The sequence below is a fragment of the Candidatus Nanopelagicales bacterium genome (assembly GCA_030700225.1).
Taxonomy (GTDB): domain Bacteria; phylum Actinomycetota; class Actinomycetes; order S36-B12.
In genome coordinates this window covers 1-22,096 of record JAUYJT010000053.1, presented here as the reverse complement: position 1 = coordinate 22,096, position 22,096 = coordinate 1, and the positions used below count along the sequence as shown (strand labels likewise).

Sequence of the window (22,096 nt, the reverse complement as noted above, 5' to 3'; positions counted from 1 at the left end):
CGGCTTGGTCGGCCTGCCGGTGTGGATGTGGGTCGACCAGCCGACCGACGTCACCTTCGGGCCGATCACTGCCTCCGCGGCCGAAGGAACGGTCTCGGTCAGCGCAACGGCCAACGTCTCCAGCATCGTGTGGAACATGGGTGACGGGAAGACGGTGAACTGCACGGGCAAGGGAACGCCGTACGCCGATCACTATGGGAAGCAGGCCTCCCCGACCTGCGGGCACCGCTACGCGAAGATGTCGACCGACCAGCCCGACGGTGCGTACCAGGTCACCGCGACCAGCCACTGGGTGGTCGAGTGGACCGGTGGCGGGCAGTCCGGAACCATCGAGTTCGACCTGACCACAGAGCCGCTCCCGATCCGCATCGGGGAGGCCCAGGTGCTCACCCAGTGACGACCACCAGCCCGTTCTAGTTGAGGTCAGCAGCGCAGGAGGAGGCGACTGAGCACCTGTCGGTCGCCCTGACATGCCTACGTGTACCGCTAGAGGCGGACGTTGTCCGGAGGCGCTGGGCACAGTCGATCACAGCGCGCCTGGTCTGCCAGGTCGGATCGCTCGACTAGGTTTGGTCCATCGCTCTGGAGCAAGGGGTACCCGGGAGCTTGACGAGGAGAGAGATGACGGTCACCACCCGGAACCGAGAGTTTCGAGAAGCTAAGCGGGCGAAGAAGGATGAGTTCTACACCTCCTTCAGCGACATCGAGCTCGAGCTGCAGCACTACACGGCCCACTTCGAGGGCAAGGTCGTCTACTGCAACTGCGATGACCCGCGAGCCAGCAACTTCTTCCGCTACTTCGCGACCAACTTCGAGAAGCTCGGGCTGAAGAAGCTCATCGCGACCTGCTACCGCAGCCAAGACGCCACCCAGTTCGGATGCGACGAGTCTGAGCAGGCCGTTTATCTAGAATACACCGGCGACAAGAACGGCAATGGCGTCCCGGACGTCGATGAGATCGGCGTGCAGCCGCTTGACGGCGACGGTGATTTCCGCAGCGCCGAGAGCGTCGCTCTGCTCAAGCAGGCCGACATCGTCGTGACGAACCCGCCCTTCTCGCTCTTCCGCGAGTACGTTGCCCAGCTCGTCGAGCACGAGAAGCAGTTCTTGATCATTGGGAACATGAACGCCTTGACCTACAAGGAGATCTTCCCGCTGTTCCAGAACGACCAAGTCTGGTACGGACCAAGCATCCGCAGCGGCGACCGTGAGTTCCGCGTCCCGAACGATTACCCGATCACAGCTGCTGGGTCTCGCATCGACGAAGCAGGGAACAAGTACGTCCGCGTGAAGGGCGTCCGCTGGTTCACCAACCTCGAATACCCGGGTCGGCACGAGGAGCTGGACCTGCGGATGACCTACAACGCGGCCGCCTACCCGAAGTACGCGAACTTCGAAGCCATCGACGTCAGCAAGACCATGCACATCCCGGTCGACTACGCCGGGCCGATGGGCGTGCCGATCACGTTCCTGGACAAGTACAACCCGGACCAGTTCGACATCCTGGGCTCCAGCAAGACACTTGGTCGCCCCATGTCCCAGATCGCTGAGAAGGGCACGTTCATGCAGGGTGGGCCACGGTTTTACCTGCCGAACGGCGATGGCACCTATCGTCGGATGTACGACCGGATCGTCATCAGGAACAAGCAGCTGTGATTGCCATGGGCGCGCGGCAGCAGAGAGGTAGCCATGTCGTACCGCTACCTCGGTAACAAGACGCGCCTGACCGAGTGGATCGTGGGCGAGATCAGCCGCGTCCTCCCCGCAGGTTCATCGATCGCTGACCCGATGTGCGGCACTGCATCGGTCTCCATGGCCCTCGCTCGCGCCGGCTACTCCGTTACAGCTGCAGACGCCCTGACCTTCCCTGTCGTCCACGCCAAGACTCGCCTGCTGGCCAAGCAGGCCCCGGCCTTCAAGGCACTCGGTGGATACGGCGAGGCCCTGGACTGGATGAGCTCGGCCGCACCGGTCAAGGGTTACTTCTTCAAGGAGTTCGGCGAGGCGGGCCAGCCCGCGAACGGCAGGGCGCCGCGGCTCTACTTCTCAGCTGACAACGCCGCGCACATTGACGGCATCCGCAAGGGCATCCTCGAGCTCGCAGGTGCGGGTCAGGTTGATGAGGTCGAGCACAGCGTGCTCCTTCACCATCTGATCTTGGCCACGAATAAGGTCGCCAACATCAGCGGCACCTACGGATACTTCCGCCGCACGCTCTCCGGTCCGGCGCTCCGCCCGCTGGCCTTCGATCCCCTCGAGTTCGAGTCGACCCCCGGCGACCACACCGTCCTGCATGGACCGGTGGAGGACCTGGCTTCGGTCCTGAAGACGGACGCTGTCTATCTCGATCCGCCGTACACCAAGCGTCAGTACGCCGGGAACTATCACGTCCTGGAGACCCTGGCACGCGAGGACGAGCCTGTCGCAGCCGGGGACGGTGGCCTGCGGCCGTGGATGGAGCAGGCCTCCGACTTCTGTTACCGCCGCAGTGCCGGTCAGGCCTTCCGCGAGACGCTGAAGCGGCTCGAGGCCAAGCACGTGTTCATCTCGTACAGCGAGGACGGCCAGGTGCAGGAAGATGAGCTGTTCTCCATCCTGAGCGACTTCGGAACCGTCACACTGCATGAGCAACCCCACGTCCGCTATCGCAGCAACGACCGAGTCAAAGATGGATCGGTGCTCGAGCGCCTGTACCACGTAGAGGCCTTCTAACCCATGTCGCAGAAACTGAATATCGACCGCATCTGGTGGCGGAACGTCCAGCCGGGCGAGTTCTACAACATCGAGCGCTACCCGCAGATCCAGGGCGGCGGCGGCTCGCTCTACATCGAGGTCCCTGCGTCGATGGTTCCGGAGACCCTCGACTTCCTCGACGCGACCGGTGCCAACGTCGAGGCGTTGCCAGTCATCACCATTGAGGCCGGTGTGGTTGGCCATCCTGGCCTCTCTGGTCCGATCGAGTTCCAGCGCAAGAAGGGCGGGCGAATGCGCATCGCCCGGCAGAATCGCCGGCAGACTTCGTCAGCCCGTCACCCTGCCTGGATGGCCGCGCGCGGCTTCCCGACCGCGCCGGACGACGTCGCCAACAAGGAGGCAGCGCTCCCGTACTTCCCGCAGGGCGGCTTGCGCATCTACATCGCAAAGACCTTCGATGGCGAGTACTTCGCGGGCTTCACCAAGGGCCCGCGTCCGGCGAGCGTGACCATCAACAGCCCCATGTTCAAGCTCTACCCGCAGGGCAAGGTTGTTGGCGGCGTGATCGATGAATGAGGGATGGCGTGGCTGACAAGATCGACGACATCCTGACGTCGTGGAGCGCTGGCCGGAACGCTCTGCTGTACGGCCCGCCGGCTACAGGCAAGACCCGCCTGATCTCGGAGCTCTTCAAGGCGCTTGAGACTCCGCCAGAGGCCACGAAGGGTATCCAGCTCGATCCCGCGGACATGGACACTCCGTTCACGAGGCCCGATCAGGAGATCAAGATCCCGCAGCCGATCAAGGTTGTGTGGACGACGTTCCACCAGTCCTACGGCTACGAGGACTTCGTCATGGGCCTTCGGCCCGAGATCACGGCTGACGGCACGCGTCTGCAGCCCTGGGCGGGCGTCTTCCTCGACGCTGCCCTCGAGCTCAACGACCCCGACTCGAAGTACAAGTCGGTCGTGATCTTCATCGATGAGGTCAACCGCGGCAATGCCGCACGCATCTTCGGCGAGTTCATGACCTTCCTCGACTTTGACTACCGCGACGGCGGCACCGTGCCGCTGCCGCTCCCGCTGCGCCAGTTGACGTACGAGGACGAGCAGAGCGAAGAGATCCGCCGCCCTAACGGCAAGGTGACGACGATCCCCAAGGGCTTCACCTTCCCCAAGCACGTCTACATCGTGTCGACCATGAACAGCGTCGACCGCGCGGCAGTCCCGATCGACAGCGCCCTTGCGCGCCGGTTCGACCGAATCGAGATGCGCCCCAGCCTCGAAGTGTTGGCCGACCACTGGGGCCTCGACAAGACCGCGATCCCGACGCCTACCGACGAGAACTGGGAGACCCTCACCCCGTTCGAGACCGGCTACCTCCTTCTCGATCGTCTCAACGTGGCCATCGCTTCCGACCTTGGCCCGGAGTTCGAGCTCGGCCACGGCCTTCTTGTCCCCGTGCAGGCGACCAAGAAGGACGCCTCAGGCGCAGATCAGCCGGTCGACGAGAAGGAGGCCTGGCAAAGCCTCGCCAAGACCTGGGATGACGTCCTCTTCCCGCAGCTCGAGGACCGGTACTCGGGGCGCCCTGAGCAGTTGATGGACCTGCTGCACGTCGACACCCCGCCTTCCGCGGGCGGCTACGCCTGGAACCTCCGCACCGCCCTGGGCGGCACCGTGGAGGCCCGCACTCTCGCTCCAGCCCGGGTGAGCGAGCTCGACATCGATGTCATCAAGAGGTCGTTCAGGTGGCTGACGCGGTAGCGGCTCTGCCGCGGATCGAGCTGCAGGAGTACGGCGCGCCCGTCGTCATTGACGCCGCAGACATCGACCACCTGGCCCTGATCGAGGCCAACAAGCGCTGGAAGCGCGCCCTGGGACTCTCGGGTGACCCCATCAAGGTTGAGGACCTCGGCGACGGGCGAGTCAAGTTGCGGGCCGAAGCCGTGACCGGCGTCGTTCGGATTGGCCACACCGACCTGGAGATCGCGCCGAAGTTTCTAAGTGCTGGCGACAGCGGGTGGCAAACCGTGCTGTGGCGGATTCTCTCGGTCGTCGAGGGAGGCCACGTCGATGAGAACCTCACGACCGCCCACGACCTGGCATCCCTCTCCATGCCGGACTTGCTCGCCGAGATGTTCCTGGCGTCATACGCCAAGGGTGCTGCCCGCGGACTTCCGCGTGGCTACCTCACAGAGCAGGCATCCGGAAACACCCTGCGCGGGAGTCTGGACCCTTCTCGGCTGGGGGAGTGGGTGGCCCGCCCGTGGGAACTCCCGTACGTCGCCGATCTGCTGACTGATGACACATCTCTTGCGCGACTGCTGCGCTGGTCTGCCGAGTGTCTCGCCGCCACGGTGAAGGCTCCTGGGCGCGCCCGCGCCGTCCGCGAGATCGCTGCTGGTCTATCCCACGTCGGCCGGCAGCCTCCGCACCTCTTGGACGCGCAACGGATCTCCCTCGGCATCCAGCACCAAGGCCTCGAAGCGGCACGAATCGTGGGCCTACTTCTCCTCGAGGGAGCAGGCGTCCACCACGCAAGCGGGGATCACGCACTGTCAGGCTTCCTGTGGAACTCCGACGTGATCTACGAAAACTACATCTACTGGCTCTGCCGTCGCGCTGCCGCGCGAGGCGGTGAACGGGTCAGCAAGGGTGCGATCAAGTTCGGCGAGGTCATCGCCGGCGAAGGTTCCAAGCTCGAGACCACACCAGACGTGGTCTTCCGTGATCCCAGTGGCGTCACGGTCGCTGTGACGGACTCCAAGTACAAGCGCCTTGGGACGCGTCCGAAATCGTCTGACACCTACCAGGTGCTGACCGCCGGCCACGTCCTTGGCTGCCAGAGGATCTCCCTCACCTACCCGGTGGCCGTAGACCGCGAGCCGACAAGCTGGCGGGTCGCCTCTGCTCTCGGCGGAAGCGATATTGAGCTCACGGCGCTGCCGCTCAACCTCATGTCGCTAACGCTGCCTGAGGGGCCACGGCTGCTGATCGACAAGGTGTGCACCTGGCTAGATGCTGAGCTCTTCGCAGAGACTGCCGCGAAGGCCCCAGTCGCTGCCGGTGGCTCGCAGTGAGCGTCCCACCGGTGGCCCGTCAACCGGGCTGAGCGCAATCCTGGGGGTTGCCGGGGTTGCTCGCTCGCTAGAGCTCGAAGATCGTGTCGGGGTCGTCCATTGCGCGTCGCAGTTCGGCAATGTTGCCGAGGCCCGCGAGCGGCGAGGTTCTCGCTACCTCGACGATGCCGCCGACGATGGTCTGCATGGCGGTGACATCGCCGGACTGGATCGCGAGGTTGAGGCTCTCGAACAGCTGCCGACTGGTCTCGCGGCGTTCCGGGTACTCCCGGTCGAAATAGTCCTGAACGATCGTCTCGAACAACTTCAGGCGCGCGACCTCGGTCTCCCGATAGGTCTTCAGCTTCTCCCGCTTGGTGCTCTCGGTCTCGTGGACCTGGATCGCCTCACGCACCACCGTCACGACCTGGTTGAAGGCGTTGAGCGCATCAGCCCCGCTGACCTTGCTTGCCGCGCCAGCCGCCAACTCGGTCGCCTTGGCGGGCAGGTTCGAGCTCTTGGCGGTGTTGCTTTGATCAGACATTCGCGTCCTCCGTGGGTGCATCGCGGTACTTCAGGATGAGGGGTTCGGTGCTGTCGTCGAGGTTGCCGTCGTCGTCAGCGATTGGCGCCGTGGCGACTTCGCGCACCGACATGACGAGGATCAGCGCGGCTTGGAGTTGTTCGGCATGAACTTCGATGTCGAACGGCTTGGCCTCGAGGCGGTCGAGCGCGCACGTCGCGCGCGAGGACAAGGCCATGAGGATCTCGTCGAGTTCGCGCGCCCGGTCTTGCACGCCGCGCAGGAGTTGGTCGCGGATGTCGAGTCGGGCGATGGCGACATCAATCTCTGTCCGGTACGCCTCTGCTTCGGTGCGTGCCTTGGTTCCTCGGTTCTTCACAGCGAGACCTGCGATGAGCAGTCCGGTGCCGACTGGCGCGGCCCTCAGCACGGTTCCGCCGAGCGACATGCCGCCACCACCCGCCTCCAGGCTGCCGCCGCCCAGAGCAGCACGAGTGGCGCTCTCCTTGGCGGCCCCGTGGAGGGATGAGATTGCCGTCCCGGTACTGGCCCTCATCTGGCTGGTGACCGCTTTGCGTAGCGCTGCTGGCGTTGCCGCGCCGACCGCGATGGAACCGGTCACACCGCCGACCCAGCCCGCGACGTCGCGGTCGAGTCTGGCCGCTCCGACGATCCGGGGTGTGGATCCGTCTACCCCCGCGATGATGAGATGCGCGTGAGCTCGAACCTGCTTCTCGTGTCGCTCCAGGAAGTCGCGCATCCGGAAGATGACCTCACGCTGCGCGTTCTCTTGCTTCTGTCCGAAAGCCCGCAGCGTCTCGTTCGTGTGCATCACCTGCTCGCCGTGCGAGTCGTAGCGGCGTTCGTAGCGCGCCGCGTTGTGGCGCATCTGGAGTTGCGCACGCCCGATCTGTACTCCACCCACTGCGCCTGCGACCGCGCCGCCGCCCCCGGCGAGAGCGCTGCCAGCGAGGATGACGACAGGGAGTGGCTTGACGGCCATTGTCGGTACCTCCTCCGGAGCACTTGGCGGGCCTCACCACGCGGGGGGAACGTCCGACGGCTATCGACGTCGGTGCCGACTCGGATGATGACGGTACACGGGACAGGACGCCGTCGGTCACGGTTCCGGCGAGGTGATTGGACCGTGCCCTTCCGCGCCTTTGGGTGCACGTCCACCCGCAGACGCCGGGCGCCTCAGTCCCTTCTCGGTGCAGGTCGACAAGCCGAGAAGCCGTGTCGAGATGCAGGGAAGATTGACGACGCGCCCGCGGGACAGTTTGGCGAGATCGGTCGATCAGTGGCTCGTTCGTCAAGGTAGGCGATGGGCCCCGCCTCGTGGCCACGGCGGCCCGTTCGAATAGGGCCCCTTCGCCGGAACACATCACCGGACGGGCTAAACGGACACCGGCCAGAGGCGCAGGCACGCTGGCCTGCGTCGTTCCCGTGGGAGGGGTTCGGCATTCGCGATCCGTCCGCCAACAGTCGGCCCCGAGGGTTGGTGCGCCAGAGGTGGGGAGCAAACTCGCCCTTCCCGGTTAGTCGCGCCCCCAGTCGGCATAGCGCCTGCCCCATACACGGGTCAGGGATCGCGCCGGTTGGCCGTTCTGTTCCCGTGGAGGTGCGACGCTCTACAGGTGAAACATGAGGCAGGCGGCATCGATGACCGTGGTCCGCGTAAGCAGTCGCGGCCCACTCGGGCACGCGGAAAGGCTGGCTATCGGCGGCTTGAAGCCATCCTCGAGGCCGCCAACGTCGTTGTGCAGCGCGTCGAGACCGAGAATGACATCGGGCGCGACGCATTCGTGGACCTCGTGGATGGGACGGACGTCACCGGCGGAGTGATCTGCGTCCAGGTGAAGTCTGGGAAGAGTTTCCTTCACGAGGGGCAGTGGGTCATACCGGGTGAGGCTGCAGACTTCACGCTGTGGCGTGAGAGCACGGTTCCATTCTTCGGGGCGGTCCACGACCCGGAAGACGACGCCCTCAGGTGGGTTGACCTATCTCAGGCGGCGGCCCTGGCAGTCGATGCGTACATATCGCCGGTCATCCCTGGCCCTTACGGCAAACCGTGTGTACCGGTCCCAGTGGAGAACCGCTTGGACGTTGACCTCGCGCCGTTCCTGGACGCCGCCAAGACCTCCTTGCGTCGCCATAGTGGCTCGCCAGCGGCGGCCCTCCTAGCAGAGCACGCGGAGACGGTCGAGGTCGGCATCGTGGATACGTTTGCCGTCGGTCGTCACGATCCGACTGCATTCCTCCTGCTCGGCGCTCTCTTCCATCGCCTGCCGAAGGCTTGCCGCCGCTTGGCGGTCGTGACGCTCGCCATGACGACCTCGCACCCGGACATGTTCTGGACCAAGCAGAACTGGATTCCAGAGCTAGTGAGCACAACCGTCCGGAAGAGGTGCCGCTGGACCGCAATCGATATCGCCGCACTCCTTGACGAGATAGACGAGGCCGGCATGGACCGCGGCACCATCGGTCAGACCGTCTTCCACGTCCTTAACCTTGACCAGGACCTCCAGCCAAAGCTCTTCAATGTGGCACTCGATCGTGCCCTTCCGAATGCCACCCGGTTGTGGGCCGCCGCGATCCTTCTCGGCCTGGCCGGCCAGAGCGCACCGGACGTTCTCGACAACCTCCTCGAGACGGACCGAACAAGGGGCGACGAGGACGGCCTCTTCCCCGTATCCAACCGTCTGGAAGAGGTGGAGAACTTCGAGTATCTAGTTCAGTCGGTCGCGGAGTTTGGCTACGTGTCCCTCTTCTGAAACGGCAGCTGGCCGTGGGTGAGGACGCCGCCGACCTCACGAGCTGCGTCCCGCTGGCTAGGGTGGCTTCTTCTCGTCCAGCGCACCACCATCGCGCAGGGTCAGCTTCGAGCGCGACCTGGCGTTCGAACGAGCGATGAGGGATGCGCTTCGCGAACTCTTCTGGTCCTCGCGGATCAGTCTCCCTTGGTCCTTGGTGGGGTAGGTGCATGCCGCGGCATCAGCCCGGAGGCTCCGGCACGGAACGCGGCGCCCCCGTCTTGGGTGAGAAAGAACATCTGACTCGCCGGGTGGCCGATGAAGTCGCCCAGCACGAGCAGACGCTCGACCAACTCGTCATCGTTGTTTGGCAGCCGTCGGTGGCTCAACGGGTCGAACAGGAGTTGCGCAGTTACGGCGCCCCGCGCGGGCGTCTCATCACGGATCTGGCGCGGCTTGCCTGGATTGTCAGCCAGCAGGTTGTAGAGGAACTTGGTGGCACCGAGGACCTTCGGACGTGTGTCGCGGCGGTGTGACTTCTCATCGAGTTCGTCGATCACCAACAGCGGGACCACGATCCGCAGCTCGTCCTGCATTGCAGGGTGACTGGGCCCGGTGGCGTCGGCGAGCGCTTGGTGCCAGTCCAGGGCATCGAGATCGCTGGAGGTCTTCTCCATCCAAAAGTTGGTGTCGATCAACACGTAGTTGGTGAACTGACCGTCGTTTGGCGACCACGCCTCGGCTTGCTGCGCGACGGCATCCGCGGTGGCCTCGAGTACCCGCCGGCGATGCTGGAGTTCGTCGGTGATCACGTTGACGGTGGTGAGGACCGAGGTCCTGTCCGCCTGCGTCGCCCAATAGCGCGGGGTGGTGATCAACCCGTCCAGATCGCTGGGGGAGAGCATTCCCTGGAGCATGCGGATCTGGTCGGCCGCCCAGCGCAGATAGCCGTCGACGACGTCGGTTGCGCCCCCGGACACCGAGTGGGTGGCGTTCGCGGCCGACCGTAGCGTCTCGGCCAGGTGGTCGCCTGTGCCGCTCATGGGCCAGACCATGTTTCGACGGTCCACTACACACCTTCCTCACTTCGGAGAGCGTACGGACACTGCCACGGCTGGTCTGTTCTAGCCAAGCTGGTTCACCTCAGCGAAGTCCTTGAGGAACAGCCACCTGCCTGCCTCCGGAGGCCCAGCCTCGAGCTGGGGTTCGCGGCGCTCTGAGAACTCGGCACCCAACAACCTGGCCCAGCGCCGGACGTCGTTCCGCTTGGGGGACGTGTCGTCCTCTCCCGGCGCACTCTCAGCCGATGTCCGTATCTCAGTCCGTGAGCCCAGCCTCTCAGATCGGAATACGGACCTCACCACCAATATCGACACGGCCAGCGTTCAGCTTGGAGTGGCAAGCCGCTGACGTGTCGGCATGGGTGGTGCCTACGAGGCACTCTCGACATCCCGGCCGCCTAGCCCCGGCGGCGCTACCGGTTTCGAGTTCGATGGTGTGCACCATCTTCGTCGCACTGTGGTGGTGCACACCCGTCGAAAGTCCGCCGGCAACCCGGCCGGGGGGTCAGACCACGCCGAGGGCGAGCATTGCGTCGGCGACCTGGGTGAAGCCACTGATGTTGGCGCCGGCCACGTAGTCGCCCGGTACGCCGTACTCCTCGGCCGTCATGACGCAGCGCTCGTGGATGCCTGCCATGATCTCAGCCAGCCGCTGCTCGGTGTGCTCGAAGGTCCACGAGTCGCGGGACGCGTTCTGCTGCATCTCCAGCGCACTCGTCGCGACACCGCCTGCGTTCGCGGCCTTGCCAGGGGCGAAGAGCACGCCGGCTTCGGTGAGTAGGTCCACCGCATCCGGCGTGGTCGGCATGTTGGCCCCCTCGGCGACCACCTGGACGCCGTTGCCGACGAGGGCCTTCGCCGCGTCCACCGGCAGCTCGTTCTCGGTGGCACAGGGCAAGGCGACGCTGCAGGGGACGTCCCAGATCGATCCGCCGGACACGAACGAGACGGCGCTGCCCTTGATGTCGGCGTACTCGCTAATTCGACCGCGGCGGACCTCCTTGATCTCGCGCAGCAGGCCGACATCGACTCCGGCCTCATCGACGACGTAACCGGAGGAGTCGGAGGCCGCGACCACGGTACCCCCGAGTTGGTGCACCTTCTCGGTGGCGTAGATAGCCACGTTGCCGGAGCCGGACACGACGACACGTTTGCCGTCGAAGGAGTCTCCTCTGGCGGCGAGCATCTCGTTGACGAAGAAGACGGTGCCGTACCCGGTCGCTTCGGTACGGGCGTGGGAGCCGCCCCAGGTGATCCCCTTGCCGGTGAGTACGCCGGCCTCGTAGCGGTTAGTGATCCGCTTGTACTGTCCGAACAGGTAACCGATCTCACGACCGCCGACACCGATATCACCGGCCGGCACATCGGTGTACTCGCCGATGTGACGGTACAGCTCGGTCATGAAGGACTGGCAGAAGCGCATGACCTCGCCATCGGAGCGTCCCTTCGGGTCGAAGTCCGAGCCTCCCTTGCCGCCGCCGATCGGCATACCGGTGAGAGCGTTCTTGAAGATCTGCTCGAAGCCGAGGAACTTCACGATCCCGAGGTAGACGCTGGGGTGGAAGCGCAGCCCGCCCTTGTACGGCCCGAGCGCGGAGTTGAACTCGACGCGGAAGCCGCGGTTGATCTGCACCTCACCGGAGTCGTCGACCCACGGGACGCGGAAGATGATCTGGCGCTCAGGCTCGCAGATGCGCTCGATGATCGAGGCATCAACGTACTCAGGACGCTTCTCCACCACGGGGCTCAGGCAGCTGAGCACCTCGAAGACCGCTTGATGGAACTCGGTCTCTCCCTGGTTACGGCGCAAAACGTCGGCGTACACAGGTTGAAGCGCAGCGTGCAACGTCTCCATAGATCGTCCCTCCTTCAGATGAAGCCTCACCCTAGGTCAGCACGCCGACCACCCGGGGTGAGGGTGCTCGTAGCGGATGGGCTCCCCGGTTGCCCGGTCGATGTGGCTGAGCCGATTGACTCGGCAGCGCACCAGGACCCGTGGACTGTGGATGGCGGGAGGCCGAGTCGTCCGCCGATCTGAACCGGCCCGAGCCTGTACCGCCATCGCAACCGAACGATTTCTTGCGTCAGTCGATCGGGGGTCTTGTTCGTGCTGCGGTGAGGACGGCTGGACCGATCGGCCCTCCCGCGCTGGTCACGCTCCGCCCGAAAATCGTCAAGCGGTCAGGACCTGCTCGTAATGCTCGACGGTGGGAAAGGGCTCATAGAAGTGGTGCAGCAACTGGCGCCACTGCTGGTAGTCCTGCGAACCGCGAAAGCCCACGGTGTGGTCCTCCAGGCTGTCCCATTCCACGAGCAGCAAGTAGGTGCTCGGGCGCTCCAGGCACCGCGACAATGTCAGGCTCCTGAAGCCGGGCATACGCACAATGATCTTCTTGGCTTGCCTGAAGGCGGCCTCGAAGTCATCCTCGTGGCCCGGTCTGACCGGCAGCAGCGCATGCTCGAGAGTCACTTTGCAATGGTCGCAGCCGTCGCCGTAGGCCCAGCGGTCAGGGGTGCGGCCCCGCGCGACGTCAACACTCCCGTCTCACAGAGGGATCGCTATCCGGGACGGTGTAGCAGCCGACGGTGGCGGTCGGCCGCGAGGCCACGACGGCGTCGGGCAGCTGGTTCACGGCACGAGCATCGCCGACGCCGCCATACGAATCTGCCCGACCGGGCAGGGGGCAGCGGCTCAGGAGATCCGTCGACGGCCCCGGTGCTGGGTCGTCCCCGACGCACAAAGCGCGTCCGCGCCCGAAGACGACCCACGCACAGTGCGCAACCGCACTGCGGCTCCGTGGTGGTTCAGCGCTCGCCTGGCTCTGCGACTAGAGCTACGGCTCGCGTCCACGCTCCGCTGCCGCACTCAACCTTGATCGGGAACGCGAGGATGGTGGCCCCGATCGCAGGCACCGCCGTGAGGTTGGCCAGCTTCTCGATCTGCAGATAAGGCTGCTCGATGCCAGCGAAGTGCGCGGGCCACAGCGCCGCCGGATCGCGCCGCTGCTGCCACTCCGCGCCGATCAGCGGATATGGCCGGTCCAAGCTCCAGGCGTCGGTACCGATGGTCCGCACGCCACGCTCGAGCAGCGCCAGCACCGCTTCACGTCCCAGACCACACCCGGTCTCCCAGAACTTCTCATCACCCCAGAGCCGCTCCGCGCCCGTGTAGAACGCCACCACAGCGCCCGCCTGCAGATCGGGTGCGATGCCCGCAAGGCGCTCGACCACTTCGTCTCGGCCGATCAGGTGCCCGGTGGGCAGGTCCGACACGTCCACCACCACCAGGTCACCGACGCACCACGAGAGCGGCACACGGTCGATGGTGGCGGCAGGTGCACCGCCTGCTGTCGGCGCGTAGTGCCACGGCGCGTCCACATGGGTACCCGCGTGCGTGGACAGCCGGTGCAGCATCTCACCGGCGAAACCCCGTCCGCCTGGCAGAGCCCCACGTGGGATGCCGAACATGCCCTCCCACACCTCGGCGCCTTCCTCATGCGTCTGTGCCTCCAGCCACGGGGGTACCGGCTCGCTCGGCGACGGTCCGAGACGGTGTGTCAGGTCGACGAGGCGAACACGGTGGCCCAACAGAGAAATCAGCTCTTCCACCGGATCATCGTCCCAGCCCTACGCTCGCCTCGGGCTGCGCACCTGCTCGAGATCCTGGTTGCGCCACCTGCCCCGGCCGAGTCGCGTCACCAAGCGTTCGCGAAGAAGCACACTCACATGGCCGCGATCCGTGCATCTGGCGACGTGCGTCTTTATAGCCGCCATCGACGCGGTTGCCCGCCCTGTCAAAGTGGCCGCCATGGACGACGACCTCGATGAGCGACAAACCGTCGACGGCGTGGCTGTCCTCCCCACCACTGCCGATGCGGTGTCGGCATCCGTCGCCTGTGCTCGGGCATTGGGGCTGCCAGCCGACGATCCCGAGGTCATCGCCGAGGGCTACAGCGTTCGCGTACGACTCAGGCCCGCACCAGTAGTCACCCGCGTCGTGACCGTCGGGCGCGCACTGCGCCCACACCCCCTGCCCTGGCTCGAACGTGAAGTGCTCGTCGCCCAGTTCCTCGCCGCCTCGGGCGTACCTATCGTCGCCCCGTGGGAGGACCCGGGGCCCCACATCGCAGAGGGACTGGAAGTGTGCCTGTGGCACTGGACCGAACACGACTCCCGCGAAGTATCAGCCGCCGGCTTCGGCGCGATGCTGGGACCGTTGCACGACGCACTGGCCCGCTACCCCGGTGACCTGCCCACCCTGATCGGCCCTCTCACCGACATCTCCCCGGCGCTGGCGATCTCATCAGATCCGACCCTCCATCGCGCTGCCGCCGAGTTGGTCCCCTTGACCCGGTCCTGGCCGGCCCGTCCCCTGCATGGAGACGCCCACACAGGAAACGTGCTCATGACGCCGGACGGACCACTCTGGACCGACTTCGAGGACGTGTGTGTCGGGCCCGTGGAGTGGGACATGGCCTCGATGACGATCACAGACGACGCATTGGCCGCCTACCCCGGCCCATCGACCGGACCCGACTCTCCGACTGCCGTGACCTGCGCCGTCTGCAGGTCCTCGCCGGCCTCCTGGTCGGGAACCACGACGACCCTTCGCTCTACGAGACGCTGGTCGCGCACCTCGACCGACGCCTCCACGACTGATCCGGCCTGCGAGGGAGGGCCGACTGGTCGAAGCCTTCGCGGTACGACGGCCAGGCCGGGCTGCCGCTGCCGCGTGCCGAAGCGGCCGAGCCCTGCGACGACCGCAGGTACGAAGACGCGGGAGGCCGCCGCGCCCAGCTCATGTCAGCCGGGTGACGACCGGTTGCCGGTGAGGGATCGGCTTGCGGGATTCCCCGGAGCGCGGGGAAGGCCAAGAACTCCGTCATTTGGAGCGTCAGCGACACGTTATCGGTGAGCACTGCACGTGCTCGTAGACTTCTCGGATGAGCCTCACGCCCGGGCAGGCCGAACGCGTCCTCGCGCTGGCTCTCGACCTGGCTCGCGCCGGTGAGACGGAGCAGTTGGTGGAGTTCCTCGACCACGGCATTCCGGTCGACGCGGTGTCCGAGGCGGGCGACTCGTTGCTGATGCTGGCGGCCTACCACGAACGTCTCGACACCGTGGACATGCTGCTCGACCGCGGCGCCGACCCCGACCTGCGCAACGCTCGCGACCAGTCGATCGTCGCGGGCGCCTTGTTCAAGGGCGCCGACGACGTCGTACGCCGTCTGGTGGCCGCCCGTGCCGACCTGGACGCCGGCACGCCAACAGCCCGCCAGGCAGCCGAGATGTTCGGCCGTGGCGGGCTGCTGAAGTGACGATCGGTCAGGCGGGCGTGTTGTCCGGGTTGGGTTCGGTGTCGTCGATCGTGCCGGCGGCGAGCGCCTCGATCGCCTTGCGGACACCTTCACCGTAGGCCGGGTCGGCCTGGGTGCAGTTGAAGATATGCTTCTCGACCGAGGTGTCGGAGGCGCCGTCGATGGCGCGGGCGGTGTTCTCGAACAGTCGCTGCTGCTCCTCGGCGCCCATCAGGCGGAACAGGTCGCCGGGCTGCTCGAAGTAGTTGGCGTCGTCGTCGCGGAAGTTGAACCGGTCGGCGACGGCACCGATGGCCTGTGCCGGGTCGGCATAGGCGGGCTGCTCGGGCCAGCGGCCGAAGTTGTTCGGCTCGATCCCGGGCACCGAGCCCTGGTTGCCGTCGACGCGCATGGCGCCGTCACGGTGATAGGTGTTCGACGCCTTGGCGGCCTTCGGCTGGTTGACCGGGATCTGGTGGTGGTTGACCCCGACGCGGTAGCGCGCCGCGTCGCCGTACGAGAAGAGACGGCCCTGCAGCATCTTGTCCGGGCTGAAGGAGATGCCCGGCACCAGGTTGGCCGGCGTGAACGCAGCCTGCTCGACGTCGGCGAAGTAGTTGTCGGGGTTGCGGTTGAGCTCGAACTCGCCCACCTCGATCAGGGGGTAGTCCTTCTTCGACCAAACCTTGGTGAGGTCAAAGGGATGGAAGCGGTAATTGTCGGCCTCGGCCTCGGGCATCACCTGGATGAAGAGCTTCCACTTCGGGAAGTCGCCCTTCTCGATGGACTCGTAGAGGTCGCGCTGGCCGGACTCCCGGTCAGCGGCGACGACAGCGGCGGCCTCCTCGTCGGTGAGGTTCTCGATGCCCTGCTGGGTGCGGAAGTGGAACTTCACCCACGAGCGCACGCCGGCTTCGTTGATGAAGGAGAACGTGTGCGAACCGAAGCCATGCATGTGGCGATAGGACTTCGGGATGCCCCGGTCGCCCATCACGATGGTGACCTGGTGGAGCGCCTCGGGCAGGTTGGTCCAGAAGCCCCAGTTGTTCTCGGCGTCGCGCAGGTTGGTGCGCGGGTCACGCTTCACGGCGCGGTTGAGGTCGGGGAACTTCAGCGGGTCACGGAAGAAGAACACAGGGGTGTTGTTGCCGACGACGTCCCAGTTGCCTTCCTCGGTGTAGAAACGCAGCGCGAAGCCGCGGATGTCGCGCTCCGCGTCGGCGGCACCGCGCTCACCGGCGACGGTGGAGAACCGGGCGAACATCTCGCACTCGTTGCCGATCTTGTTGAAGATCGCGGCGCGGGTGTACTTGCTGATGTCGTGGGTGATCTTGAAGGTGCCGAAGGCGCCCGAGCCCTTGGCGTGCATCCGGCGCTCGGGGATGACCTCGCGGTCGAAGTGCGCGAGCTTCTCGAGGAACCACAGGTCCTGCAGCAGCATCGGACCGCGCGGGCCGGCAGTCAGGCTGTTCTGGTTCTCGGCGACCGGTGCGCCGGCCGCGGTGGTGATCGGGTTGGTGTTCTCTTCAAACGACATCGTTCATCGCTCCTCGTTGAGTGGGCTTCGGTGTGGCTTGGGTGAGTGGTGCTGCGGGGGTGGTGGAGCACGCGGAGCAAACGCCCCAATAGGTCACCTCGGCCTCGTCGATGACGAAGCCGTGGGTCTCGGAGGCGTCGAGGCAGGGCCGCAGCCCGACGGCGCAGTCCACGTCGGCAATCGCTCCGCACGAGCGACACACGACGTGGTGATGGTTGTCGCCGACCCGCGACTCGTAGCGCGCGACCGAGCCCGAGGGCTGGATGCGGCGCACCAGGCCCGCGGTCGTCAGCGCACGCAGCACGTCGTACACCGCCTGGTGCGAAACGGCCGGCAGCTCACGGCGCACGGCTCCGATCAGCGACTCGGTGTCGGCGTGCGGCTGGTCATCCACGGCACTCAGCACCGCCAGCCGGGGCCGCGTGACACGCAGGCCGACAGCCTTCAGGCTCTCGCGGGGATCGGCAGCACGCGTCGTTGACATCCCCTCTACTTAACCAGATTGTCTGGAACAACTCAAGAACTCCGGTTCAGGGCAGGAGATCCCAGTACTGCTTGCGGGCCGGCATGGCGTGGATGACCATCTCGTCGCCGCTCTCGAAGAGGAGGACGACGGTCTCGAGCAGGCGGGCTTGAGTGTCGAAGCCGAGTCGTAGTTCGCGGTGCGGCCAGTCCTCGTCATCAATCGGTTCGACCCAGAGCGGCCAGTCGGCTGCCTGAACTGCGTCCTCTGGGAGTACCCCGTGTCTGAGTGCGCTGTCGTGGATCCTCACGCCGCAGAGCCGGCCAGCGCCCTGCGGATCGCTTCGGATCTCGTGATGTGCTCTCGCTCGGCAATTGCGTCGACCGCAGCGAGCTCGTCCGCTGTGAGGCGTACTGCAACGACCTGCATCGGCTCGGAGCCACGCCCGGGCCGACCGCGACCGCGGCGCTTCATCTCGTCGACGCCGTAGCCAGCTTCGGCCTCGTCCGCCCATTGCTGGATCTGCTCTTCGCTGACCATGGCCAAAATCGTATTACGAAAAACGGATCGGGGGAAGCGGCGGTAAGTGACGGTACTTGCGGATCGGGAAAGAAAGGCAGTCGCTGGTGGTATCGGGTTCAGCCTGATGCCCGAGCCGACCACATCCCGTGGCGTGGCCGGGCCAAACCTTTGGGAGGTGCGCCATGAGCGCACTACTTGTCGGGTACGCCCGATGCTCCACCGATGCACAAGACCTCACTGCCCAACGCGACGCTCTGCTCGGCCTCGGTGTTGAGGCCGAGCGCATCTATGTCGACCACGGCCTGACGGGCACCAACCGAGAACGGCCCGGGCTCCGCGAGGCACTCGCGGCCTGCCGTGCCGGTGACACCCTTGTGGTGACCAAGCTTGACCGCCTTGCCCGGTCGCTTCCAGACGCCCGAGCGATCGCGGACGAACTCACCTCTCGACAGATCAGCCTGAGCCTGGGCGGGTCGGTCTACGACCCCACCGATGCCGTCGGACGGCTGCTCTTCAACGTCCTGGCCATGGTCGCCGAGTTCGAGTCCGACCTGATCCGACTACGCACGGTCGAGGGCATGAAGGTCGCCAAGGCCAAGGGTCGACTCAAGGGCAAGCAACCCAAGCTGAGCCGCAAGCAGGAGGCACACCTTGTGTCGCTGGTGCACAGCGGCGAGTACAGCACCCTGGAGGTAGCCGAACTGTTCGGCGTCGGACGCTCCACCGTCTACCGCGCCATTGAGCGTCAACGCACCGCTGCGAAGGCAGAACTGGCTGACGCCTCCTCACGACGCTAATCGCCACTCGCCGGCGTCCCGCAACTGACTCCCACGCGGGACGCCGACGATCCGAACTGGGCGGAGCCGGTCACGCATCACGCCATTTCCGTAAGCGGTTCCCTCTCTGCACACGCTCCGCGTGCCGTTCCCGGCCACCGTCCCGTCAAACGCGCCGCTGGGACTCGGTCCCCAAGAATTCTCTGCCTTGGGTCGGTCCTCAAGATTTCCTGGCGCGTTGTTCGTAGCCTTGGCGCGCCGACGGTTCCACGCCCGCCAGGAGCATCTGTTCCCCGCCCAGACGCCGGGCCAGGCCCTCGGCCATGGCACGGGGCATGAAGCGTTGCGCGGCCAGCACTTGGCCCATGACCCTAGTGACGTAGGCACGCGGGCGTGGCCCCTCAAGAAGCGCCGCAATCGCGTCCGCGATCTCCTCGGGCTCGGCATTGCGGAATCCCCGTGGCCCGGTGGTGCCGGCAACCAGTTCGGTGTTGGTGAACGTGGGCAGCACCAACGAGACACTGACCCCGCTGGTGCGATGCTCGACACGGACCGCTTCGGTGAATGCGATCACTGCGGCCTTGGTGGCGCAGTAGGTCGCCGCACCGGGGATGAACGCCTCGCCCGCCATCGACGCGATGTTGATGATGTGTCCACTTCGGCGAGGGAGCATCGAGGCGAGGGCGATCTTGGTGCCGGTGATGACGCCGTGGAGGTTGATGTCGACCATGCGCCGCGCCACTTCCTCGGACTCCTGGAGGGTCGGCCCGACGGGCATGATGCCGGCGTTGTTGATCAGCGCGTGGGGTGTGCCCAGCCGCTCGGAGACCATCGAGTAGAACGCACGGAATGACTCCCCATTGGTCACGTCGAGGCGGCCTGTGACCTCGAGCCCGAGCTCGTCGGCCGCAGTGAGCAGGCGCGTCTCGTCGATGTCGCCGATGGCTACCCGAGCGCCGCGCTCGATGAGCGTGCGCGCGGTCGCGTAGCCGATGCCTCGTGCGCCGCCGGTGATGACGACGACTTGGTCGCGAAGTGAGCTGGAGGTCATGGAGTCCTATTTCTGCGTCCACGGATGCGGGCGTCTGGTTCCATTGGAGGGGAGAACGACAAACTACGAGCTACGGGTCAGGCTTTTCGCCGTCATCGGGCGCGACCAAGGGCGGAGAGTTGCTGAAACCCAGTCTGAAATGGGCTTCGTCCACGCGCAGGAACAGCGCCGATGCGAAGGCCACCGAACCTCCTGAGGTGTCGCGCATCTCGGCCTCGACGAAGAGCTTGCGACCCTCCGAACGAACCATTCTGGCGACCAACTCGTAGGTGGTCCCCAGGAGAACGGGCGAGTCGTAACGCACTTCGAGCTGTCGGGTGACCGCGGGGGCGCCGGTGAGGTAGAGCAGGAACCCGAACAGGTCGTCGAGAACCGTAGCCACGGCACCACCGTGCGCAATCCCGGGGGCACCTACGTGGCGCTGGTCGAACACATGGACCGCATGGACCTCCTCGCCGCGGCGGTGCACCACCAGGTGATGTCCGTGGGGATTCTCGGGTCCACAGGCAAGACAGTGGTCGTGGTGCGGCGGGAGGTGAGCGCCGTCTTCGTGTGGCTTGAACTTGGTCAGCCAGGTCGCCAGGATTTCTTCGACGCTCTCCACGACCCCACCCCCGGTCCGCCGGCGGCGTTCAGTGATACAGATGCCTGCTGCAGGGCTGCGACCAAGTTCCTCTCGAGGTCACTAAGCCTCGATCCACCGATGAGCTTGAGTGGATGAGCGCGTCGTGAAGTGAGAATGCCCTTACGTGCTGGGAAAATCTGTCTTCTCTAGGGACCGATTTCCACCATCACGAAGGGCATCTCGTAGATGCAACTTTGCCACACGCCTCGTGCCACCTCAGCGGTGTTCGACGATCCGAACCTCGTGTCGTCGGCTGGGCTCGTCCCGGTGCTCACCCTGGCCCTGTCTTCGGGGCTCGGCGAGCTCGCCCAGCAGCACCTCACGGTGCCGACCGACAAGGGCGCCAACGCCGGGCTGAAGATCACCTCTCTGGTGGCCGGGATGGTCGCCGGCGCGGACAGCATCGATGACATGGCGCTGCTTCGACACGGTGGGATGGGTCGGGTCTTCGCCAACGCCTACGCACCCTCGACGCTGGGTTCATTCCTGCGCTCGTTCACCTTCGGTCACGTCCGCCAACTCGACGCGGTCGCCTCTCGGTTCCTGACCAGGCTGGCCAACAAAGCACCGCTGATCGCAGCACCCGGGGAAGCCGGTGCTCGGGTGATGGTCGACATCGACGACACCATCATCGAAGTCCACGGCTACGCCAAGCAGGGTTCGGGCTACGGCTACTCCGGTGTCCGCGGACTCAACGCGCTCCTCGCCACGGTGAGCACCAGCCAGTCGGCGCCGGTGGTCGTGGCCCAACGACTGCGGAAAGGATCGTGTGGTTCACCGCGGGGCGCGGCCCGGCTGGTCGCCGACGCGTTGAAGGCCGTCGCCTCGATGTCTACAACCACCGGAAATGACAAGGCGTTGGTGCGTGCCGACAGCGCGTTCTACGGCCATGCAGCCGTCCGCGCCGCGATCCGAGGTGGCGCCGACGTGTCGGTCACCGTGCGGATGGATCCCAAGGTCAAAGCCGCGATCTCCGCCATCGGTGAGGATGCGTGGACGCCGATCGAGTACACCGACGCCGTGTTCGACGAGCAGACCCAGACCTGGATCTCGCGCGCCGAGGTCGCCGAGATCCCGTTCACCGCGTTCACCTCCCGTCCCAAGGTCGAGCAGGTCGCCGGCCGGCTCGTGGTCCGCCGGATTCCGGACCTCAACCCCAAGAGCAACCATGGCCAGGAGACGCTGTTCGACACCTGGCGCTTCCACGCCTTCTTCACCACCACCAGTCCCGCTGTGGCCGACACTGTGTCCGCGGACAAGACCCACCGTGGCCACGCGATCATCGAACAGGTCCACGCCGACCTCAAGCACGCAGCGCTGGCGCACCTGCCCTCGGGCAAGTTCGCGGCCAACGCAGCCTGGCTCGTGCTGGCCGTAATGGCGTTCAACCTGACCCGAGCCGCCGCAACCCTCACCGGCCCGGGACTCGCCAAGGCCACCACCGCGACGATTCGCCGCAAGCTGATCACCGTCCCCGCCCGGATCGCGTCCTCGGCACGAAGAGTGACCCTGCACCTCCCAGCGCACTGGCCCTGGGAGACAGCCTGGAGCGACCTGTTCAACCGGGCCTGCGGACCACCACCGGCACCGACGACCTGACCGCCCCCGCCGACACCGGCACGACGAGCAACCTGGAACGACCTGGCAGCGAGGCCAGACGGACGGTCACGCCCACGCGCCCCAGACCAAGCGTCAGTGACTGCGACCGCTCAGCCCGGCCTCATCGGTGGATC

25 protein-coding genes and 1 pseudogene are annotated in these 22,096 nt (G+C 65.8%); 12 read left to right on the top strand and 14 right to left on the bottom strand.

From position 1 onward, the window contains the following. The 6 genes from Q8P38_08120 to Q8P38_08095 form a co-directional block, all read left to right on the top strand. Positions 1-397 (top strand): hypothetical protein (locus tag Q8P38_08120; protein ID MDP4014561.1); only part of this gene is annotated, 397 nt, incomplete at its 5' end. Between the two features lie 224 nt (positions 398-621). Continuing rightward, positions 622-1,656 carry an adenine-specific methyltransferase EcoRI family protein gene (locus Q8P38_08115; protein ID MDP4014560.1) on the top strand — a complete coding sequence of 345 codons (1,035 nt, stop codon included), beginning with the start codon at positions 622-624 and terminating at the stop codon, positions 1,654-1,656. Positions 1,657-1,689: 33 nt separating this feature from the next. Further along, positions 1,690-2,712 carry a DNA adenine methylase gene (locus Q8P38_08110; protein ID MDP4014559.1) on the top strand — a complete coding sequence of 341 codons (1,023 nt, stop codon included), beginning with the start codon at positions 1,690-1,692 and terminating at the stop codon, positions 2,710-2,712. Positions 2,713-2,715: 3 nt separating this feature from the next. After that, positions 2,716-3,270 (top strand): hypothetical protein, encoded by a 555-nt coding sequence (locus Q8P38_08105; GenBank protein ID MDP4014558.1) that lies wholly within the window; start codon positions 2,716-2,718, stop codon positions 3,268-3,270. A gap of 8 nt (positions 3,271-3,278) precedes the next feature. After that, complete coding sequence (locus Q8P38_08100) at positions 3,279-4,460, top strand: AAA family ATPase (protein MDP4014557.1); 1,182 nt, start codon at positions 3,279-3,281, stop codon at positions 4,458-4,460. Then, the gene (locus tag Q8P38_08095) at positions 4,445-5,776 is read left to right on the top strand and encodes a hypothetical protein (protein ID MDP4014556.1); all 1,332 of its coding nucleotides are present in this window, start codon (positions 4,445-4,447) and stop codon (positions 5,774-5,776) included. The genes Q8P38_08100 and Q8P38_08095 overlap by 16 nt, the downstream gene beginning before the upstream one ends. A 67-nt stretch (positions 5,777-5,843) precedes the next feature. Here Q8P38_08095 and Q8P38_08090 read toward each other — a convergent pair whose 3' ends face one another. Together Q8P38_08090 and Q8P38_08085 are read right to left on the bottom strand one after the other, a co-directional pair. Continuing rightward, a complete protein-coding gene (locus Q8P38_08090) occupies positions 5,844-6,299 on the bottom strand; it encodes a hypothetical protein (GenBank protein MDP4014555.1) in 456 nt (151 codons plus the stop codon). Then, positions 6,292-7,281 (bottom strand): hypothetical protein, encoded by a 990-nt coding sequence (locus Q8P38_08085; protein ID MDP4014554.1) that lies wholly within the window; start codon positions 7,279-7,281, stop codon positions 6,292-6,294. The genes Q8P38_08090 and Q8P38_08085 overlap by 8 nt, the downstream gene beginning before the upstream one ends. Positions 7,282-7,915: 634 nt before the next feature. Here Q8P38_08085 and Q8P38_08080 point away from each other — a divergent pair. Beyond that, on the top strand, positions 7,916-9,052 hold the full coding sequence (locus Q8P38_08080) for a DUF4365 domain-containing protein (protein MDP4014553.1): 1,137 nt from the start codon (positions 7,916-7,918) through the stop codon (positions 9,050-9,052). Between the two features lie 176 nt (positions 9,053-9,228). Here Q8P38_08080 and Q8P38_08075 read toward each other — a convergent pair whose 3' ends face one another. From Q8P38_08075 to Q8P38_08050, 6 genes and pseudogenes are all read right to left on the bottom strand, one after another. After that, positions 9,229-10,074, bottom strand: coding sequence for a PIN domain-containing protein (locus Q8P38_08075; GenBank protein ID MDP4014552.1), 846 nt, complete (start codon positions 10,072-10,074; stop codon positions 9,229-9,231). An 81-nt stretch (positions 10,075-10,155) separates the two neighbouring features. Continuing rightward, positions 10,156-10,392, bottom strand: a complete 237-nt coding sequence (locus Q8P38_08070; protein ID MDP4014551.1) for a hypothetical protein — start codon at positions 10,390-10,392, stop codon at positions 10,156-10,158. Positions 10,393-10,597: 205 nt separating this feature from the next. After that, positions 10,598-11,938 (bottom strand): NADP-specific glutamate dehydrogenase, encoded by a 1,341-nt coding sequence (gene gdhA, locus Q8P38_08065; protein ID MDP4014550.1) that lies wholly within the window; start codon positions 11,936-11,938, stop codon positions 10,598-10,600. Positions 11,939-11,998: 60 nt separating this feature from the next. After that, positions 11,999-12,228, bottom strand: a pseudogene (locus tag Q8P38_08060) (IS481 family transposase). A gap of 37 nt (positions 12,229-12,265) precedes the next feature. Continuing rightward, complete coding sequence (locus tag Q8P38_08055) at positions 12,266-12,562, bottom strand: antibiotic biosynthesis monooxygenase (protein ID MDP4014549.1); 297 nt, start codon at positions 12,560-12,562, stop codon at positions 12,266-12,268. A 335-nt stretch (positions 12,563-12,897) separates the two neighbouring features. After that, positions 12,898-13,701: a cyclase family protein gene (locus Q8P38_08050; GenBank protein MDP4014548.1), complete on the bottom strand. Its 804-nt coding sequence runs from the start codon at positions 13,699-13,701 to the stop codon at positions 12,898-12,900. 130 nt (positions 13,702-13,831) lie between these two features. Here Q8P38_08050 and Q8P38_08045 point away from each other — a divergent pair, with 130 nt between their 5' ends. Both Q8P38_08045 and Q8P38_08040 read left to right on the top strand, forming a co-directional pair. Next, entirely contained in the window at positions 13,832-15,007 is a 1,176-nt protein-coding gene (locus tag Q8P38_08045) for a phosphotransferase (GenBank protein MDP4014547.1), read from the top strand. A 28-nt stretch (positions 15,008-15,035) separates the two neighbouring features. Continuing rightward, positions 15,036-15,410 carry an ankyrin repeat domain-containing protein gene (locus Q8P38_08040; protein MDP4014546.1) on the top strand — a complete coding sequence of 125 codons (375 nt, stop codon included), beginning with the start codon at positions 15,036-15,038 and terminating at the stop codon, positions 15,408-15,410. Between the two features lie 7 nt (positions 15,411-15,417). On the opposite strand, the gene Q8P38_08035 is transcribed toward Q8P38_08040, so the two are convergent. The 4 genes from Q8P38_08035 to Q8P38_08020 are packed head-to-tail and all read right to left on the bottom strand — an operon-like array spanning position 15,418 to position 17,929. Continuing rightward, the gene (locus Q8P38_08035) at positions 15,418-16,926 is read right to left on the bottom strand and encodes a catalase (GenBank protein ID MDP4014545.1); all 1,509 of its coding nucleotides are present in this window, start codon (positions 16,924-16,926) and stop codon (positions 15,418-15,420) included. After that, positions 16,916-17,410, bottom strand: coding sequence for a Fur family transcriptional regulator (locus tag Q8P38_08030; protein ID MDP4014544.1), 495 nt, complete (start codon positions 17,408-17,410; stop codon positions 16,916-16,918). The genes Q8P38_08035 and Q8P38_08030 overlap by 11 nt, the downstream gene beginning before the upstream one ends. A 46-nt stretch (positions 17,411-17,456) precedes the next feature. After that, positions 17,457-17,699, bottom strand: a complete 243-nt coding sequence (locus tag Q8P38_08025) for a hypothetical protein (protein MDP4014543.1) — start codon at positions 17,697-17,699, stop codon at positions 17,457-17,459. Then, a complete protein-coding gene (locus Q8P38_08020; protein ID MDP4014542.1) occupies positions 17,696-17,929 on the bottom strand; it encodes a ribbon-helix-helix protein, CopG family in 234 nt (77 codons plus the stop codon). The genes Q8P38_08025 and Q8P38_08020 overlap by 4 nt, the downstream gene beginning before the upstream one ends. 164 nt (positions 17,930-18,093) lie before the next feature. Here Q8P38_08020 and Q8P38_08015 point away from each other — a divergent pair, with 164 nt between their 5' ends. Next, entirely contained in the window at positions 18,094-18,708 is a 615-nt protein-coding gene (locus tag Q8P38_08015; protein ID MDP4014541.1) for a recombinase family protein, read from the top strand. 199 nt (positions 18,709-18,907) lie between these two features. On the opposite strand, the gene Q8P38_08010 is transcribed toward Q8P38_08015, so the two are convergent. Together Q8P38_08010 and Q8P38_08005 are read right to left on the bottom strand one after the other, a co-directional pair. Further along, a complete protein-coding gene (locus Q8P38_08010) occupies positions 18,908-19,738 on the bottom strand; it encodes an SDR family oxidoreductase (protein MDP4014540.1) in 831 nt (276 codons plus the stop codon). 70 nt (positions 19,739-19,808) lie between these two features. Beyond that, positions 19,809-20,171: a PaaI family thioesterase gene (locus Q8P38_08005; protein ID MDP4014539.1), complete on the bottom strand. Its 363-nt coding sequence runs from the start codon at positions 20,169-20,171 to the stop codon at positions 19,809-19,811. Here Q8P38_08005 and Q8P38_08000 point away from each other — a divergent pair. Further along, positions 20,154-20,459, top strand: a complete 306-nt coding sequence (locus tag Q8P38_08000) for a hypothetical protein (protein MDP4014538.1) — start codon at positions 20,154-20,156, stop codon at positions 20,457-20,459. The genes Q8P38_08005 and Q8P38_08000 overlap by 18 nt on opposite strands. Positions 20,460-20,549: 90 nt before the next feature. Continuing rightward, the gene (locus tag Q8P38_07995) at positions 20,550-21,962 is read left to right on the top strand and encodes an IS1380 family transposase (protein ID MDP4014537.1); all 1,413 of its coding nucleotides are present in this window, start codon (positions 20,550-20,552) and stop codon (positions 21,960-21,962) included. Positions 21,963-22,096 lie beyond the last annotated feature (134 nt).

Bases quoted from the DNA above. Each gene is read 5' to 3' on its own strand.
- Q8P38_08115 (MDP4014560.1), top strand. From the start codon at position 622: ATGACGGTCACCACCCGGAACCGAGAGTTTCGAGAAGCTAAGCGGGCG.
- Q8P38_08110 (MDP4014559.1), top strand. From the start codon at position 1,690: ATGTCGTACCGCTACCTCGGTAACAAGACGCGCCTGACCGAGTGGATC.
- Q8P38_08105 (MDP4014558.1), top strand. From the start codon at position 2,716: ATGTCGCAGAAACTGAATATCGACCGCATCTGGTGGCGGAACGTCCAG.
- Q8P38_08090 (MDP4014555.1), bottom strand. From the start codon at position 6,299: ATGTCTGATCAAAGCAACACCGCCAAGAGCTCGAACCTGCCCGCCAAG.
- Q8P38_08085 (MDP4014554.1), bottom strand. From the start codon at position 7,281: ATGGCCGTCAAGCCACTCCCTGTCGTCATCCTCGCTGGCAGCGCTCTC.
- Q8P38_08075 (MDP4014552.1), bottom strand. From the start codon at position 10,074: ATGAGCGGCACAGGCGACCACCTGGCCGAGACGCTACGGTCGGCCGCG.
- Q8P38_08040 (MDP4014546.1), top strand. From the start codon at position 15,036: ATGAGCCTCACGCCCGGGCAGGCCGAACGCGTCCTCGCGCTGGCTCTC.
- Q8P38_08035 (MDP4014545.1), bottom strand. From the start codon at position 16,926: ATGTCGTTTGAAGAGAACACCAACCCGATCACCACCGCGGCCGGCGCA.
- Q8P38_08030 (MDP4014544.1), bottom strand. From the start codon at position 17,410: ATGTCAACGACGCGTGCTGCCGATCCCCGCGAGAGCCTGAAGGCTGTC.
- Q8P38_08020 (MDP4014542.1), bottom strand. From the start codon at position 17,929: ATGGTCAGCGAAGAGCAGATCCAGCAATGGGCGGACGAGGCCGAAGCT.
- Q8P38_08015 (MDP4014541.1), top strand. From the start codon at position 18,094: ATGAGCGCACTACTTGTCGGGTACGCCCGATGCTCCACCGATGCACAA.
- Q8P38_08010 (MDP4014540.1), bottom strand. From the start codon at position 19,738: ATGACCTCCAGCTCACTTCGCGACCAAGTCGTCGTCATCACCGGCGGC.
- Q8P38_07995 (MDP4014537.1), top strand. From the start codon at position 20,550: ATGCAACTTTGCCACACGCCTCGTGCCACCTCAGCGGTGTTCGACGAT.